15 protein-coding genes, 1 other RNA gene and 1 other annotated feature are annotated in these 17,102 nt (G+C 48.8%); of the genes, 14 read left to right on the top strand and 2 right to left on the bottom strand.

Going from position 1 to position 17,102, the window contains the following annotated elements:
- Positions 1 to 31: 31 nt before the first annotated feature.
- The 7 genes from recJ (at position 32) to HNY42_RS12205 (ending at position 9,641) form a co-directional block, all read left to right on the top strand.
- Complete coding sequence (gene recJ / locus HNY42_RS12235; protein ID WP_114595339.1) at positions 32 to 2,341, top strand: single-stranded-DNA-specific exonuclease RecJ; 2,310 nt, start codon at positions 32 to 34, stop codon at positions 2,339 to 2,341.
- Positions 2,320 to 2,838: an adenine phosphoribosyltransferase gene (locus HNY42_RS12230; protein ID WP_012370959.1), complete on the top strand. Its 519-nt coding sequence runs from the start codon at positions 2,320 to 2,322 to the stop codon at positions 2,836 to 2,838. The genes recJ and HNY42_RS12230 overlap by 22 nt, the downstream gene beginning before the upstream one ends.
- 139 nt (positions 2,839 to 2,977) lie before the next feature.
- The gene (locus HNY42_RS12225) at positions 2,978 to 5,176 is read left to right on the top strand and encodes a RelA/SpoT family protein (RefSeq protein WP_114595340.1); all 2,199 of its coding nucleotides are present in this window, start codon (positions 2,978 to 2,980) and stop codon (positions 5,174 to 5,176) included.
- Between the two features lie 13 nt (positions 5,177 to 5,189).
- Entirely contained in the window at positions 5,190 to 5,627 is a 438-nt protein-coding gene (gene dtd / locus HNY42_RS12220; RefSeq protein ID WP_188004553.1) for a D-aminoacyl-tRNA deacylase, read from the top strand.
- A 56-nt stretch (positions 5,628 to 5,683) separates the two neighbouring features.
- Positions 5,684 to 5,907, top strand: a binding site (T-box leader).
- Between the two features lie 41 nt (positions 5,908 to 5,948).
- A complete protein-coding gene (hisS, locus tag HNY42_RS12215; RefSeq protein ID WP_114595342.1) occupies positions 5,949 to 7,226 on the top strand; it encodes a histidine--tRNA ligase in 1,278 nt (425 codons plus the stop codon).
- A complete protein-coding gene (gene aspS, locus HNY42_RS12210) occupies positions 7,226 to 8,992 on the top strand; it encodes an aspartate--tRNA ligase (protein WP_188004552.1) in 1,767 nt (588 codons plus the stop codon). Before hisS ends, aspS begins: the two co-directional genes overlap by 1 nt.
- Positions 8,993 to 9,053: 61 nt before the next feature.
- Positions 9,054 to 9,641: a DNA-3-methyladenine glycosylase gene (locus HNY42_RS12205; RefSeq protein WP_131502712.1), complete on the top strand. Its 588-nt coding sequence runs from the start codon at positions 9,054 to 9,056 to the stop codon at positions 9,639 to 9,641.
- Between the two features lie 91 nt (positions 9,642 to 9,732).
- On the opposite strand, the gene HNY42_RS16290 is transcribed toward HNY42_RS12205, so the two are convergent.
- A complete protein-coding gene (locus HNY42_RS16290; RefSeq protein ID WP_012370953.1) occupies positions 9,733 to 9,855 on the bottom strand; it encodes a hypothetical protein in 123 nt (40 codons plus the stop codon).
- A gap of 140 nt (positions 9,856 to 9,995) precedes the next feature.
- Between HNY42_RS16290 and HNY42_RS12200 the strand changes: the two genes are divergently transcribed.
- From HNY42_RS12200 to HNY42_RS12190, 3 genes are all read left to right on the top strand, one after another.
- The gene (locus HNY42_RS12200) at positions 9,996 to 11,198 is read left to right on the top strand and encodes a DASH family cryptochrome (protein ID WP_188004551.1); all 1,203 of its coding nucleotides are present in this window, start codon (positions 9,996 to 9,998) and stop codon (positions 11,196 to 11,198) included.
- A gap of 67 nt (positions 11,199 to 11,265) precedes the next feature.
- Positions 11,266 to 11,455: non-coding RNA, 6S RNA (ssrS, locus tag HNY42_RS12195), on the top strand.
- Positions 11,456 to 11,553: 98 nt separating this feature from the next.
- Complete coding sequence (locus HNY42_RS12190; RefSeq protein ID WP_131502710.1) at positions 11,554 to 12,318, top strand: tRNA threonylcarbamoyladenosine dehydratase; 765 nt, start codon at positions 11,554 to 11,556, stop codon at positions 12,316 to 12,318.
- 35 nt (positions 12,319 to 12,353) lie between these two features.
- On the opposite strand, the gene HNY42_RS12185 is transcribed toward HNY42_RS12190, so the two are convergent.
- On the bottom strand, positions 12,354 to 13,667 hold the full coding sequence (locus tag HNY42_RS12185; RefSeq protein ID WP_131502709.1) for a replication-associated recombination protein A: 1,314 nt from the start codon (positions 13,665 to 13,667) through the stop codon (positions 12,354 to 12,356).
- A 63-nt stretch (positions 13,668 to 13,730) separates the two neighbouring features.
- On the opposite strand from HNY42_RS12185, the gene cymR reads away from it, so the two are divergent.
- From cymR to HNY42_RS12165, 4 genes are read left to right on the top strand one after another with little or no spacing between them, the layout of a single operon-like run.
- Positions 13,731 to 14,138 (top strand): cysteine metabolism transcriptional regulator CymR, encoded by a 408-nt coding sequence (gene cymR / locus HNY42_RS12180; RefSeq protein WP_026827839.1) that lies wholly within the window; start codon positions 13,731 to 13,733, stop codon positions 14,136 to 14,138.
- Between the two features lie 13 nt (positions 14,139 to 14,151).
- A complete protein-coding gene (locus tag HNY42_RS12175) occupies positions 14,152 to 15,282 on the top strand; it encodes a cysteine desulfurase family protein (protein WP_188004550.1) in 1,131 nt (376 codons plus the stop codon).
- A gap of 12 nt (positions 15,283 to 15,294) precedes the next feature.
- On the top strand, positions 15,295 to 16,419 hold the full coding sequence (gene mnmA, locus HNY42_RS12170; RefSeq protein ID WP_131972448.1) for a tRNA 2-thiouridine(34) synthase MnmA: 1,125 nt from the start codon (positions 15,295 to 15,297) through the stop codon (positions 16,417 to 16,419).
- Between the two features lie 13 nt (positions 16,420 to 16,432).
- Positions 16,433 to 17,089, top strand: a complete 657-nt coding sequence (locus HNY42_RS12165; protein WP_131502706.1) for a tetratricopeptide repeat protein — start codon at positions 16,433 to 16,435, stop codon at positions 17,087 to 17,089.
- Positions 17,090 to 17,102: the final 13 nt, after the last annotated feature.

Genomic DNA, 17,102 nt, shown 5'->3' with positions numbered 1-17,102 from the left:
CTATAATGATGAAGTTGATTGGAGGGATTAGATGTATCATTCAAAGAAAACATGGATCGATAAGCAAGTCGATTCCGTTAAAATAGACGAACTGGCTGGCCAGGTGAACGTTTCCCATCAAGTCGCACACTTGCTCGTGCAACGTGGCTTTGAGACAGCGGATCAAGCTAAAGCGTTTTTGGAAACCGATCAAATGGCGTTTCATGATCCGTTCTTGTTCCAGGACATGAACAAAGTAGTCGCCCGGATCCAGCAAGCGGCTGATGAAGGTGAGATGATTTTGATTTACGGAGACTATGATGTCGACGGCGTCAGTTCCGCTGCGATTTTATGGCATGCGTTGATTGAAATCGGTGCGATGGCGGAATGCTACATTCCGAATCGGTTTACAGAAGGTTACGGACCAAACGAGGCAGCGTTCCGCTGGGCGGCAGAAGAAGGATTCGGTCTCGTCATCACGGTCGACTGCGGAATTTCCGGTATCGAGGAAGCCGCCGTCTTAAAAGAACTCGGCGTTGATTTAATCATTACCGATCACCATGAAGCAAAAGACGTCTTGCCGGACGCTTTCGCCATGATTCATCCGGGTGTTGATTCCAATTACCCGTATTCGAAGCTTGCCGGTGCCGGTGTTGCCTTTAAGGTCGCCCATGCGTTACTGGGACGTGTGCCGGAAGAATTGCTTGATTTGGCTGTACTCGGAACGATTGCCGACTTAGTGCCGCTCGTCGGTGAAAACCGGTTGCTTGCAGCGAAAGGGATTGAAGCGTTAAATGCCAGTGAACGACCGGGTATTTTAGCGTTACGGAAAGTCTGCAGTCTCGTCGAAGACGAGTTGACGGAAGAGTCGGTCGGGTTTGCCTTTGGTCCCCGGATCAATGCAGCCGGTCGACTCGACTCGGCGATGCCGGCGCTTGAGATGTTACTCGCGGAAACAATAGAAGAAGCCAGCCTGCTTGCAGAACAACTCGACCAACAAAATAAACAACGGCAGGATATCGTCAAAAAGATTGCCGAAGAAGCGACCGACCTCGTGGAACAGCATTATCTGGCAGACCGTGTCTTAGTCGTCGATTCGGATCAATGGAATCCGGGTGTCGTCGGAATCGTAGCGTCCCGGCTTGTTGAAAAGTATCATCGACCTGTGATTCTTTTGTGTCATGATGCAGAAAAAGGGACGGCAAAAGGTTCTGGCCGTTCGATTGCCGCATTTGATCTCTTTGCCGAGTTGAATCAGTCGGCTGATATACTACCGCACTTCGGAGGACATCCGGCTGCTGCCGGAATGACATTGTCATCAGAAAACGTCAGTGTTTTACGGGAACGATTGAATGCCCAAGCGGCAAGTTTGCCGGAAGAAGCGTTCATCGCGACGACAGAAATTGATTTACGCCTGAATGTTTCGGATGTCTCCATCGGCTTGATTGAAGAGATGGGACGACTCGCACCGTTCGGTATGGGGAATCCGTCACCGCGTGTCGTCGTGGAAGATGCCAGCATCCGAGACTTAAAACGGATTGGCCGTGATTTGACCCACCTGAAGGTTCTCGTGACCGACGGAAAGACCGAACTGGATGGAATCGGATTCGGTTTTGGTGACGCCGTCGACGAAGTGTCATCACTCGCAGAAGTGTCGTTAATGGGGAGTCTGAATATCAATGAATGGAACGGTTTCCGTAAACCGCAACTGATGATTCAGGATTTAGCAGTCGTCGATTACCAACTGTTTGATTACCGTGGTGGCAAGAAACCGTTGACGGATGTGTTTGAACTTCCGCATGATACGACGACGTTTGTCGCCTTCTCGGAAGAAACACAAACCAAATATGCCGAGCGTACGCTAAATGGATCTGCTAAGGCAAACGTCGTCTTTTTGGATCTGCCGGAAGAAGAATCGGCCTTCTTGCCTTATTTGAACGAAGCCGAACGGATTTACTGTGCGTTTAAAGACGAAGGATACTATTTCGAGACGATTCCATCCCGGGAAGAATTTAAGCATTACTTTAATTACTTTGCGAAATGCCCCCGTGATGAGCTCCGAATTGGACTTGTTCGTTTGTCGAAATCGCGAAAATGGTCGAAACGTTCGATTAACTTTATGCATTCAGTGTTTTCGGAACTTGATTTTCTTGTTACAATGGAGGACGGGCTGCCGGGTGTGAACCCGAACGCTGAAAAACGAGACTTGACGGAAGCTGCGACGTACAAGCGTCATGAGGAACGTCAACGTCTTGAGCAACAATACATTTATTCGTCACTCGCTCAGTTGAAAGAGCGTTTTGATACTTTGGTAGAAGCGGCGAAGCAGGAGGAAATGACATGGAGTTCAAACAGCATATAAAAGAGGTCGAAAACTGGCCGAAAGAAGGAATCAGTTTCAAAGATATCACATCCCTGATGCAAAACGGTCCTGCTTACAAGCAGTCGGTCGATGCCTTGATCGATTATGCCCGTAAACAAGGAGCGGACGTCATCGCTGGACCGGAAGCACGCGGATTTGTTGTCGGCTGCCCGGCAGCATACGCGATGGAAATCGGATTTGTACCTGTCCGTAAAGAAGGGAAATTACCACGTGAGACGGTCCGTGTCGAGTATGGTCTTGAGTACGGAAAAGATGTCTTGACGATGCATCACGATGCGATTCAACCAGGACAACGCGTCGTCATCCTGGATGACCTACTGGCAACAGGCGGAACAATCGAAGCGACAATCAAAATGATCGAGCAACTTGGTGGAACGGTTGCCGGAATCGGATTCTTGATCGAGCTCGACGGTTTAGGTGGACGTGAAAAATTAGAAGGATACGATATTCTTTCCTTAATTCGTTACGCAGATTAATGAATCGCAAGTACCTTCCCGACAGTGGTCGGGGGGGTATTTCTTTTTATTTTGACATATTATCAAAATTTCACGATAATAGAGGATATATATTAGGGATTCAGCGTAATCAATCCCGGGGACTGGGTGAGGATAAGGGATGACAAATAAACAAATCGTAAATGTAGAAGACCTTCTCGCTCGATGTGCGGAGTACATGACAGAGGCAGAAGTTAAAGATATCGAACGCGCCTATCAATTCGCAAAAGACGAGCATGACGGACAATTTCGTCGATCGGGTGAACCTTACATCATTCACCCCGTTCAAGTAGCGGGGATACTAGTGGATATCGGTTTGGATGCGACAACGATTGTTGCCGCGCTTCTTCATGATGTCGTCGAGGACACCGATATTACGCTGGAACAACTGACGGAACGATTTGGAGCAGATGTTACGATGCTCGTCGATGGTGTGACGAAGCTTGGTAAAATCAAATACAAGTCGAAACGGGAAGAACTGGCCGAGAATCATCGGAAGATGTTCATCGCGATGGCCGAGGACATTCGGGTCATCTTGATCAAGCTGGCCGACCGTTTGCACAATATGCGGACTTTGCAACACATGGTCAAAGAGAAGCAAGTACAAAAAGCGGAAGAGACACTTGAAATCTTTGCCCCGCTTGCTCATCGTCTCGGGATTTCGACGATCAAATGGGAACTGGAAGACATCAGTCTGCGTTATATCAACCCGCAACAGTACTACCGGATCGTCTCGATGATGAAACAAAAGCGGACCGAACGGGAAGCACTCGTCACGTCTGTCATCGATGAAGTCAATGAGGTCCTGGAAGAAGTTGAGATTGCAGCTGAGGTCGATGGTCGTCCAAAACATATTTATTCCATCTATAACAAGATGCAAAACTCGAAAAAAGAGTTCAGTGAGATTTATGACTTGATGGCGGTCCGAATCATCGTCGATTCGATCAAGGATTGTTATGCGGTGCTCGGAATTATTCATACGCAATATAAACCGATGCCCGGTCGCTTCAAGGATTATATTGCGATGCCAAAACCGAATATGTACCAGTCGTTGCATACAACGGTCATCGGCCCGAAGGGTGAACCGCTTGAAGTGCAAATTCGGACACGCGATATGCATTTCATCGCCGAGTACGGAATTGCCGCTCACTGGGCGTATAAAGAAGGAAAAGAGCAGGAAGCCAAATCAGGTTTTGAAGATAAAATTGCTCATTTCCGTGAAATCTTGGAACTCCAAAAAGATACGGCGGACGCGGAAGAATTCATGGAATCAGTCAAAGTCGATTTCTTCAGTGATATGTTATACGTCTTTACGCCAAAAGGAGACGTCATCGAGCTGCCGAAAGGTTCGGTCCCGATTGATTACGCGTACCGGATTCATACAGAAATCGGTCACCGGACAATCGGTGCCAAAGTCAACGGACGGATGGTGCCGATTGACTATAAATTGAAGACCGGTGACATCATTGAAATCGTCACATCCAAACACAGTTATGGTCCAAGCAAAGACTGGCTGAAAATTTGTGTGTCGAGTCAGGCGAAAAATAAAATCCGTCAATGGTTCAAACGCCAGCAACGGGAAGAAAATGTCTCAAAGGGCCGCGAATTAATTGAGGCGGAAGTGAAGAAACTCGGTTTCGAGCCAAAAGACGTCATCAATGAAAAGACGCTCGAAGACGTGACACGGAAGTTTAACTTCGGTCAGGAAGAAGATATGTATGCGGCAGTCGGCTATCATGGACTGACCGCGGCTCAAGTCGCCCATAAATTGACGGAAAAATTGCGCAAAGACAAAGAATCGAAGAATATGGAATTAAACGAAGCCATCAGCGGGATGAAGACATTTGACCGGCCGCAGAAACAGAATCCGGAAGGGGTTCGCGTCAAAGGGATCGACAATATGTTAGTCCGCATGAGTCGTTGCTGTAATCCGGTTCCGGGTGACGACATCGTCGGCTATATCACCCGTGGCCGCGGGGTTTCGATTCACCGGTCCGATTGTCTGAACGTCATTCATGAACAGAATCCGGAACGGTTGCTTGAAGTCGAATGGGAACACGAAGGAAAAACAGTCAAGAGTTATAACGTCGAAATCGAAATCTCCGGTTTTGACCGGGCAGGTCTGTTAAATGACGTTCTCCAATCGGTATCCGCGATGAATACGAATATCGTAGCCGTCAGCGGGAAGGGAAACGACAGCAAACAGGCGAAGATTTCAATGACGATTGCAATCGACAACGTCAACCATTTGCAAAAGGTCGTTGATCGGATTAAACAAATATCAGACGTCTATGCGGTGCATCGCGTCATGATGACATAAGGAGCGGATAGAAATGCGAGTCGTATTACAACGGGTCAAAGAAGCAAGTGTGACGGTCGAAGGGGCAGTTACCGGTCAAATCGATCAAGGATTTCTTTTACTCGTCGGGATCACGCATGACGATACGCTAGAGCAAGTCAACTGGTTGGCGGACAAAATTGCCGGTTTACGGGTGTTCGAGGATGAAGAAGAGCGGATGAACCGTTCGTTGCAGGATGTCGAAGGTAAAATCTTATCGGTGTCCCAGTTCACCTTATACGGAGACATCAAAAAAGGCCGTCGTCCTGCCTTTACGGAAGCGGCAAAACCGGATCTTGCGAACGAGTTGTATGAAGCGTTTAACGCGCGTTTACGTCAGCAGGGAATTGTTGTTGAAACGGGACAGTTCGGAGCGATGATGGACGTCGCACTCGTCAATGACGGACCGGTCACGCTGATTTTAGAAAAGTGACCAAAGTCTTGACAGGATCTTTTGAACGAGGCAATATAAAGGATAACAGAACGAATTAAGAACCGATGACGAAGAAGAGTAATTTAGATCTCGGCTGCATAGAGAGTCGCCCCCCGGCTGAAAGGGTGATCAGACGAACTAGATGAAAGACCCTTTTGAGGTATTTTCCTGAAACGAACAGAGTAGGGAAAATCGTAGGCAGGCGTTAACTGCACCGAGTGGCTGAGAATTTTCAGCAACCAGGGTGGTACCACGGGATCTTCAGGTTCTCGTCCCTTTGCGGACGAGGACTTTTTTTGTATTCAAAAAGGAGGAATTAGGATGAAATTACCACGCGGAACGTTTGATGTACTTCCGGGTACAGTAGAACGTTGGCAGTATATTGAAAACCAATTGCGGGAGATCAGTAAACGGTACAACTATAAAGAAATCCGGACACCGATCTTTGAAGAAACAGAGTTGTTCAAACGGGGTGTCGGTGAGACGACGGACATCGTTCAAAAAGAGATGTTCATGCTTGAAAAACGCGGGAAGGAACAATTTACGCTTCGTCCGGAAGGGACAGCAGCCGTCGTTCGTTCATTCGTGACGAATAAACTCTACGGCGCCGCCAATCAACCGGTCAAACTCTTTTATATCGGACCGATGTTCCGCTATGAACGTCCGCAAGCCGGTCGTTTCCGCCAGTTACACCAATATGGCGTCGAGGCACTCGGCAGCGAAGAACCGGCAATCGATGCAGAAGTCATCAGTCTTGCGATGAGTATTTACCGCTCGTTTGGTCTGAAAAAACTGAAGCTCGTCATCAACTCGCTCGGAGACAGCGAAAGCCGCGCCGCGCACCGGGAAGCACTGGTCAATCACTTCAAACCGGTCGCCCACGAGCTATGCCAGGATTGTCAGAACCGTCTCGAAGCGAATCCGCTCCGGGTACTGGATTGCAAAGTCGACCGTAATCACCCGAGCATGGCGACAGCGCCGTCGATCCTCGACTTCCTGAACCCGGCTTCGAAAGACTATTTCGATCAAGTCCTGTTGCACCTGGATGCGCTCGGCATCGAATACGTGATTGATCCGACACTGGTCCGAGGACTTGATTACTACAATCACACGTCGTTTGAAATCATGTCGGAAGCAGAAGGATTCGGCGCAATCACGACGCTTTGCGGCGGCGGACGTTATAACGGACTCGTCGAACAAATCGGTGGACCGGCTACACCGGGAATCGGATTTGGAATCGGGATCGAACGTCTGTTGATGGCGCTTGAAAATGAAGGTGTCCTGCCGGAAATCGATGATGCGATTGATGTCTTCATCGTCGCGCAAGGCAACGAAGAAGTTGAAAAAACGGCAACACGCCTGTTGCAATTGATGCGTCTCGAAGGACTTGCCGCTGACCGTGATTATCTCGGACGGAAGTTCAAAGGACAATTCAAAGCAGCCGATCGGATGAAAGCCCGCTTCACTGTCATTTTGGGAGACGAAGAAGTCGAACGTGGAGCAGCAGCGTTAAAAGACATGTCGACCGGTGAACAGATTGATGTGCCATTATCAGCTGTTGCCGATACGATTGTCGCGAAATTAAAGGAGGAAGCATAATGATCGGACGTACACACATGAACGGAACCGTAACAGAAGAAACAATCGGCCAAGCCGTTCAATTAAAAGGATGGGTCCAAAAAAGACGTGACCTCGGAGGATTAATTTTCCTTGATCTTCGTGACCGGACCGGGATCGTCCAAGTCGTCTTCCAACCGGAAAACGAACAGGCGCACCGCCTGGCGGAATCGATTCGTTCGGAATACGTGCTCGATATCAAAGGGACGGTCGTCCAGCGTGAAAATCCGAACCCGAACATCCCGACCGGACAAGTCGAAGTCGTCGCAGACGAAGTCATCATCTTAAACGCTTCAAAAATGACGCCGTTCCCGATCAGTGAGGAAGCGGAACAGACATCAGAAGATTTGCGTCTGAAATACCGTTACCTCGATCTTCGTCGTCCGTCGTTACAAGAGACATTCCGTCTGCGTTCGAAAGCTTCGAACATCATGCGGAACTTCCTTGACGAACAGGATTTCCTCGAAGTCGAGACACCGATCTTAACAAAATCGACACCGGAAGGCGCACGGGATTATTTGGTTCCGAGTCGTGTTCACCCGGGTGAGTTTTACGCCTTGCCGCAATCACCGCAATTGTTTAAGCAATTGTTGATGGTTTCGGGCTTTGAGCGGTACTTCCAAATTGCCCGTTGTTTCCGTGACGAAGATTTACGGGCCGACCGTCAACCGGAATTCACACAAGTCGATATCGAAACGAGCTTCATGGATGTTGAAGATTTATATGCAATGATGGAATCAATGATGACACGTGTCATGAAAGAAACGCTCGGAAAAGACATCACGACACCGTTCCCGCGGATGCCGTATGCAGAAGCGATGAGCCGGTTCGGTTCAGATAAACCGGATACGCGTTTTGGTCTTGAATTGATTGATGTCGCAGAAGCAGTCACAGGAGCCGGCTTTAAAGTCTTCGACATGGCGCTAGAATCAGGCGGCGAAGTCAAAGCGTTGAATGTCAAAGGCGCAGCCGATCAGTTCTCCCGCAAAGACATCGATAAATTACAAGAATTCACAGCGATTTATGGAGCGAAGGGTCTTGCCTGGGTCAAAGTGACAGCAGACGGACTGAACGGTCCAATCGCGAAGTTCTTTGACGAGACAGCAACGGCCCGACTCGTGGAAGCGACGGCAGCTGAAGCCGGTGACTTACTTGTTTTCGTCGCAGCAAAAGCTTCGATCGTTGCCGACAGCCTCGGTGCACTGCGACAAAAACTCGGGAAAGAACTCGGTTTGATTGACGAAACCGTCTTCAACTTCCTGTGGGTAACAGACTTCCCACTCGTAACGTTCGAAGAAGCGGACGGCCGTTTTTATGCGAACCACCATCCGTTCACGATGCCGCGCCGGGAAGATCTCGAGAAACTCGAGACAGACCCGGGCAGCGTCCTTGCCGTAGCCTATGACCTCGTCTTGAACGGGTATGAGCTCGGTGGCGGATCACAACGGATTTACGAACGTGATATCCAGGAGCGGATGTTTAAACTGCTTGGCTTCACGGAAGAAGAAGCAAATGAACAGTTTGGTTTCCTGATGGAGGCGTTCGAGTACGGCACGCCGCCGCACGCAGGTATTGCACTCGGTCTTGACCGTCTCATTATGCTGCTTGCTGGCCGGACGAACTTACGTGATACGATTGCATTCCCGAAAACAGCTTCGGCAAGCGATCTGCTGACAGCGGCACCAAGCCCGGTTTCAGACGCACAACTGAACGAACTGTCGATTCGGACAGCTGTCAAACAATCATAATACCAACAGATTTCCTTCAGTCATGAGGGGAATCTGTTTTTTTAATGGAGGAGGATTCGTGATGGAGCGCACTTTTTTTGAACGGTCACCGGTTGAGGTGGCGCCGGAACTGTTAGGGAGTCTGTTGACGGTTGATGAGGTCACGATGCGGATTGTCGAAGTGGAAGCATATCTCGGACCGCACGATCAAGCCGCCCATTCTTACAGTGGACGACCAACAAAACGGACGGCACCGATGTTTGGACCGGCCGGTCATATTTATGTGTATTTTACCTACGGCATGCATCATTGTTTGAACATCGTCTGCGGGGAAGTAGGGGAAGGATACGGAATTTTGTTGCGCGGGGCGGAAGTCGTCCACGGACATGATCTCGTTGCGACCCGCCGTTTCGGAAAACCGTATGCGGAACTGACGAAAACCGAACAAAAAAATCTTGTCAATGGTCCCGCCAAATTATGCCAAGCGTTCGGGTTGATGACGGAGGATTCCGGAACGGATCTCTATACGGATCACCGTTTTCAGATTGAAGCCGGTCCAGTTACTGACGTCATCCAGACAACCCGGATCGGGATTCCGAATGCCGGAGAAGCGACAGCCTATCCGTGGCGGTTTTATGAAGCGGGAAGCACCGGGGTCAGTAAAAAATAAATGGATCGGCAGATAAACTTATCGCTGACGGACACATCCTTCACACACAAAAAAACGTGTTTCTCAAAAAAGAGAAGCACGTTTTGCTGTTTTATCGTTTTGGTGTATTGATTGATTTTTTAGATTGCTGTTTTTTATAGAATTTGTAGACGATTGGTCCGACCGTCGTAGCAAGCGTGATTAATGTTCTTAATTTACCTTTTTTAGCAGCCATGAAATAATTCACTCCTTAGTAAGTTGTACTAATCATATTCCACGAAAGCAAAAAGTTAAAACCTTTCCGGCACATCGGTTCTTTGCGAAAGGAAATAAGATTGAGATAGTACGGGTAGAAAAGAGAAAGGAGCTGATGACGTGGCAGGAGTCGTATGGTATCGAAAAGATTTGCGGGTCGACGATCATGAAGCATTGATGCGTGCATGCAACGAACAAAACACGGTCCGTGCAGTATTTATCCAGCAGGAATCCGGAGACCGTGGAAAACAGCAAGTAAGGTTTGAACAGGAAACGCTTCAGTCCTTGCGGGAACACTTAGAACAACTTGGCGTCGAACTGACGATTTTACAAGGGGAGACAGTCGAACAACTGACATCGTTTGTTCAACCGGAGGACATCGTTTACTTTCACCGGATGACGGGTGAGTACGAAGCACGACAGGAAAACGCAGTGCAAAAACATTTTACCACGCGAATGTATGAGACCCAGACGCTTCATCTCCGGGAAGATATCGGCAGTGACGAACTGAAACGTGTCTTCACGGCGTTCCGGAAAAGAGTTGAGCATGACGGCCGCTTTGCGGATCCAATCGAAGCACCGGGGGAAGTTCGGTACATCGAATCACCGCAAACGAGAGCAGGCTACGACCCGCGAACTGCGTTCCCGTTTACGGGAGGCGAGTCGGCAGGACTGGACCGATTAGCCGCATATTTGGAACGGCCGATTTTTACCTACAAAGAAACACGAAACGGCTTTGACGTTGATGACTCTTCGAAATTATCCGCCTGGCTGGCAAACGGTTCGCTGTCCCCGCGACGGGTCATGGCAGAACTTCAACGGACCGAACGCGAGCATGACGCTAATGAATCAACATACTGGTTGTATTTCGAATTGTTATGGCGCGACTTTTTCCACTTGACGATGCGTGAGACAGGATACCGGCTGTTCCGTTCCAATGGGTTACGGGACGGACACTTGACCTGGAAGACGGATCCAGCGGCGATTAATTCCTGGATTGCAGGGGAGACGGGTGAACCGTTTGTCGATGCGTTCATGCGGGAAATCAAGGAGACCGGCTGGATGTCGAACCGTGGACGGCAGATTACGGCCAGTTATCTGATTCATGACTTAAAGCAGGATTGGCGGATCGGTGCGCGATACTTTGAACAGCAGTTGATTGATTACGATGTAGCCTCCAATTACGGGAACTGGGCTTATATTGCAGGCGTTGGAAATGCGACCCGGACACCACGGTTTAATCCTGAATTTCAACAACAAAAATATGATCCGGCCAAAGCATTTATCCGGCGCTGGATGTCAAGCGAAACGACTGAAAAATGACCAAATTTTAAGAGTCAGAACCAGTTGCATTTCGATAAGGGGAATGCTATATTAAATGCAACAGATGGGGTTCCTGAGATGTACGAGAGCCGCCTTTTATCTTTGAGCCACTCTTTTTTGATAGGGAGTTTGACGTTCCAACTAGTAGTACATGCCTCGTAACACAGCAGGAGGACGTACGAATAGGAATCGGATAAGACACCCACCTGCGCAGCAGGTTCAAAAATAAGGTATCGACACGGCACTTCGGGTCCCATCGTTTCTTTTTTTAGATGAATCACACCATACGTCGCATGACGTTTTTTTTTATGATATAATTCCGAGTAAAACAGTATGAGTATTGTGAGGTTATGAGATGTTAAATCAATTTTCACGTAATGAATTGGCAATCGGTAAGACCGGACTTGACGCATTGGCATCCAAGTCTGTTGCGATTTTAGGAATCGGCGGCGTCGGTTCGTTTTCGGCGGAAGCCCTGGCCCGCAGCGGCGTCGGTCGTTTGATTCTTGTTGATAAAGATGATATCGATATCACAAACGTCAACCGTCAGATCCATGCCTTGTTACCGACAGTCGGTCAGCCGAAAGTCGATGCAATGGCGGATCGTTTGATGCAAATTAATCCGGATTTAGAAATTGTCCGCTTGAAAATGTTCTACAACGAAGAAACGTTCGAAGCCTTTTTTGCAGAAAATCCAGATTATGTGATTGACGCTTCGGATACAGTATCGTTTAAGATTCATTTGATTAAAGAGTGTAAACAACGTCAGATTCCAATTATCTCGAGTATGGGAATGGCGAACAAGATGGATCCGACACGAATCAAGATCGTTGATATTAAAGATACGAGTTACGATCCGCTTGCAAAAGTGATCCGGACGCGCCTGCGTAAGGAAGGAATCCATAAAGGAGTCCCGGTCGTCTTTTCGGATGAACCACCGGTCAAAATCATCGAAGAAGTCCGTCAAGTCGTCGGTAACGATGAAGCGTTTATTCGGAAAGCTAAAATGCCGCCGAGTTCAAACGCGTTTGTTCCATCGGTTGGTGGATTGATTGCGGCAAGTTATGTCATCAATGAGATTGTCCGGGAAGCTGGCGTCATCATCGAACGTGTCCGTTAAAAAAGCGACCTCAGCAGGTCGCTTTTTCTAATCGTTTACGGTTGTTTTTTCCAAAAATCGAGCCGTGCCTGTAATTGTTTTTCGAATCCGCGTGGACTCGGCTTATAAAAAACCGGTTTGGTTCGTGCCAGGTTTTCCGGCCAATAGTTCTGTTTGACATACGCATGCGGAAACTGGTGCGGATACTGATATTCGACACCATTGCCGAGTGCTGCGGCACCGGCATGATGTGCATCCCGTAAATGCGGAGGGACCGGACCACCATCTGATCGACGGACGAGTTCAAGTGCCTGATCAATCGCTGTAATGACAGTGTTTGATTTCGGAGCAGTCGCGAGATACAGCACAGTTTCAGCAAGCGGAATTCGTGCCTCCGGAAAACCAATGTACTCACAGGCCCGGGCACACGCATCAACGATCAGTAGCGCTTGTGGATCGGATAATCCGATGTCTTCTGCTGCATGGACATAGAGGCGGCGGACGATGAAGCGTGGGCTTTCCCCGGCTTCAATCATGACAGCAAGCCAGTAAAGGGCAGCGTCGGGATCCGAGCCGCGAATCGACTTGATGAAGGCCGAGATGACATCGTAATGCCGGTCTCCGTCTTTATCGTATTTCAAAGCTTTTTGCTGAATCGATTCTTCGGCTACAGCAAGGTCAATCGTGATTTCACCGTCAATTTCCGGTGTTGTCAGAACGGCGAGTTCGAGGGCGTTGAGCAGTGCCCGGTAATCACCGTCCGAAAGCTTCACATAATGCTCGACGGCCTCCTCGGTGACAGTGACCGGATACTTGCCGAGACCGCGGTCCGGGTCTTCTAAAGTCCGGTGCAGAACAACGCGCAAATCGTCTGTCGTCGGTGTCTCGAACCGGAAAACAGTCGCCCTGGATAACAGGGCAGCATTGACTTCAAAACTTGGGTTTTCCGTCGTTGCGCCAATCAACGTGATTGTTCCGGCTTCGAGTGCCGGCAGTAAGGCATCCTGCTGCATTTTATTGAAACGGTGGATTTCATCTAAAAATAAAATGGTTTTTTGTTGGTCAAACTGCAAACGGGATTCCGCTGCTTTTAAGACTTCACGCAACTGATCCAGTTTTGCCGTGACGGCATTCAACTGTTCAAATGCTGATTTCGTATAACTGGAAATGACACGGGCGAGCGTCGTTTTTCCGGTTCCAGGGGGTCCGTAGAAAATAACGGTTCCGAGCCGGTCAGCCAAAATAGCCCGGCGTAACAGGGTCGATTCTCCAATCAAATGGCGTTGGCCAACGATTTCATCCAGTGATTGAGGGCGCATCCGATTGGCAAGTGGCCCGGCCGGAGAATGTGATTCAAATAAATTAGCCATAGGTAGCGTTCCTTCTTTCAACTTTTAGCTACTACTATACTAGAAAGGATGTCTTTTCGCATGATGAAAATCTCGACAAAAGGCCGTTATGGTCTGACAATCATGATTGCACTCGCCAAAGGAGGCGAGGCAAAGCCATTGTCTTTAAAAAAAATTGCGCAGATGTATGATCTGTCCGAGCACTACCTGGAGCAATTGATTGCCCCGCTCCGTAACGGCGGTCTCGTCAAAAGTGTTCGCGGAGCATACGGTGGATATAAATTAGGCCGTTCAGCCGAAGACATTACCGCAGGGGATATCATCCGTCTGCTCGAAGGTCCGCTTGTCGTCGTCGAAGGCGACAATTGTGACGAAGTGACGAAACGGAAATTGTGGGATAAAATTCAAAGTGCCGTGGATCAAGTACTTGATACGACGACATTAAAGGATTTAGCGGAAGAAGACGATACAGGTTATATGTTTTATATATGAGAGGTGAAAAACGATGATGTATTTTGATCACGCTGCAACGACGCCGATGCGGCCCGAAGTGCTCGAGAAGATGACACCATACATGCTTGAACAATTCGGAAATCCGTCAAGCGTCCATGCATTCGGACGAACAGGGCGGGCTGCGATTGACACGGCACGACGAATGATGGCGACGGAATTAAACGCCAGACCGACGGAAATCATCTTTACGAGCGGTGGCACGGAATCCGATAACTATGCCATCCTCGGTGCTGCCATCCAGTATCAATCGAAAGGGCGTCATGTCATCACAACGCGGTTTGAGCACCATGCCGTACTTCATGCTTTCGAGGAACTGGAGAAACGTGGATTTGACGTGACGTATCTTGATATTCCGGAGTCGGGCATCGTGACGGAAGAGGCTTTACGTGCAGCAGTTCGACCGGATACGATTTTAGTATCGATGATGTTCGGGAATAACGAAGTCGGAACGGTCCAGCCGATTGCGGCATGCGGTCGTTTCTTGCGTGAACAACAGATTGTGTTCCATACGGATGCTGTTCAAGTATTTGCGAAGTCGCCCATCGATGTAGAAGCGATGCACATTGATTTGCTGTCGGCATCGAGTCATAAAATCAATGGACCAAAAGGCGTCGGAATATTATATGTCCGGTCTGCTATCAAGTTAGCGCCTCAATCGTATGGTGGGGAACAGGAACGCAAGCGTCGTGCCGGAACGGAAAACGTCGCCGGAATTGTCGGGTTTGCGGAAGCTGTCCGGCTGACGGCAACGGAGCGGGAAGAGCAGACTCGACAGTACCGGCTGTTACGGACGATGTTGCTCGAACGGCTGCGAGCCTCAACGATTGATTTTGAAGTCAACGGGGCGGAAGGATTGCCGCAAGTCCTCAACCTGTATTTCCCAAACGTCGAAATTGAACCGTTTTTAATTATGCTCGACATGCGGGGGATTGCCGTTTCAAGCGGAAGTGCCTGTACGGCAGGATCGGTTGAGCCGTCGCATGTCCTGTCGGCGATGTACGGTGAAAATCCGCGAACGAAACAATCGGTCCGGATCAGCTTCGGCCGTGGAAACGATGCGGCACAAGTCGAACTGCTCGCACAAGGCCTGATAGATGTCGTAAAATCGTTTCAGAACAATTAAGAGGTGAAAACAATGAATACACGCGCAAAAGCACCGGAGGAAACAACGGTCGTCGTCGGGATGTCCGGCGGCGTCGATTCGTCCGTTACGGCTTATTTATTAAAAGAACAAGGATACAACGTCATCGGAATCTTCATGAAGAACTGGGACGATACCGACGAAAACGGATTTTGTACAGCAACGGAAGATTACGAAGATGTCATCGCTGTCGCCAATCAAATCGGCATTCCGTATTACGCAGTCAATTTCGAAAAAGAGTACTGGGACAAAGTCTTTACGTACTTCTTGGAGGAATATAAACTTGGCCGGACACCGAATCCGGATGTCATGTGTAATAAAGAAATTAAATTTAAAGCATTTCTTGACCATGCGATGCGCTTAGGGGCAGATTTTGTTGCGACGGGCCATTATGCGCGGGCTGTATATGAAGACGGTGAGCATAAATTATTACGCGGCGTCGATACAAACAAAGATCAAACGTATTTCTTGAACCAACTGTCGCAGGATCAAATCGCTAAAGCGATGTTCCCGATTGGACACATGGAAAAATCAGAAGTGCGGAAAATCGCCGAAGAAGCGAACCTCGCGACGGCGAAGAAAAAGGATTCGACCGGTATTTGTTTCATCGGGGAACGGAATTTCAAACAGTTCCTCAGTCAGTATCTGCCGGCGCAACCGGGTGAAATGCGGACACTTGACGGTACAACGATGGGACGTCATGACGGTCTGATGTATTACACGATGGGACAACGCCACGGTCTCGGGATTGGCGGAGACGGAGAACCATGGTTCGTCGTCGGGAAAAACCTCAAAGAGAATATCCTGTTCGTTGAGCAGGGATTTCATAATGAATTGCTTTATTCAGAGGGGTTATATGCGTCTGATATCAGCTGGACGGCAACGATGCCGGTCGGGACAGAATTCCGTTGTACAGCGAAGTTCCGTTACCGTCAAACGGATACACCTGTGACCGTTCGTATTCTGGACGGCGGACGGTTAGACGTCGCGTTCGACGAACGGCAACGGGCAATCACACCGGGACAAGCTGTCGTTTTCTATGACGGAGATATCTGTCTTGGCGGGGCGACGATTGACGATGCATACAAAGCGGGCAAACAGTTAACGTATCTTGCGTAAGGGAGAGAATGAAATGAACTACAACGAAGTCGGGTTCCGACATCTGGAGTCCGGGAATTATGAACTGGCGGCTCAAGCTTTTAACGATGCCATCGAAGAACAACCAAATGATCCGACAGGTTACGTCAATTTAGGGACATTGCTCCAATCAATGGACGATGCTGACCGGGCACTCCGGTTTTACGATAAGGCATTGACGATTGATCCAACGTTTGCCAGTGCCCATTATGCCAAAGGGGCATTATATTTCTCGGCGGATTTACTGGTGGAAGCCGAAGAATCATTGCGCCTTGCTTTGTTACATGGACTCGATGACGCGGATCTTCATTTCATGCTCGGTCTGACATATCAAAAGCTGGGTGATCCGGTCCGGGGAATTCCACGTTTGAAGCAAGCCACGGAACTGAACGGTGTAGATGTTGAAATCGCCTTCCAGTACGGTCTTGCCCTTGCTCAGAACGAACAGATTGAAGAAGCGGCTGAAATCTTCGAGCAGGTATTATTGCTGGAAGAGACACACACGGATGCCCGTTATAACTATGCCATTGCACTGGCTTTTTTAGGTCAGCAGGAAGCATGTTATACGGAACTCGAAACTGTTCTTGCTTATCAGCCGAACCATACGATGGCACAGGATGCGAAAGCGAAGATGGATGCCTTATTGAACTAAAAAAAGCGTTGCG

It is taken from the genome of Exiguobacterium sp. Helios (assembly GCF_014524545.1).
Taxonomy (GTDB): domain Bacteria; phylum Bacillota; class Bacilli; order Exiguobacteriales; family Exiguobacteriaceae; genus Exiguobacterium_A.
This window is presented reverse-complemented; position numbering and strand designations above follow the sequence as displayed.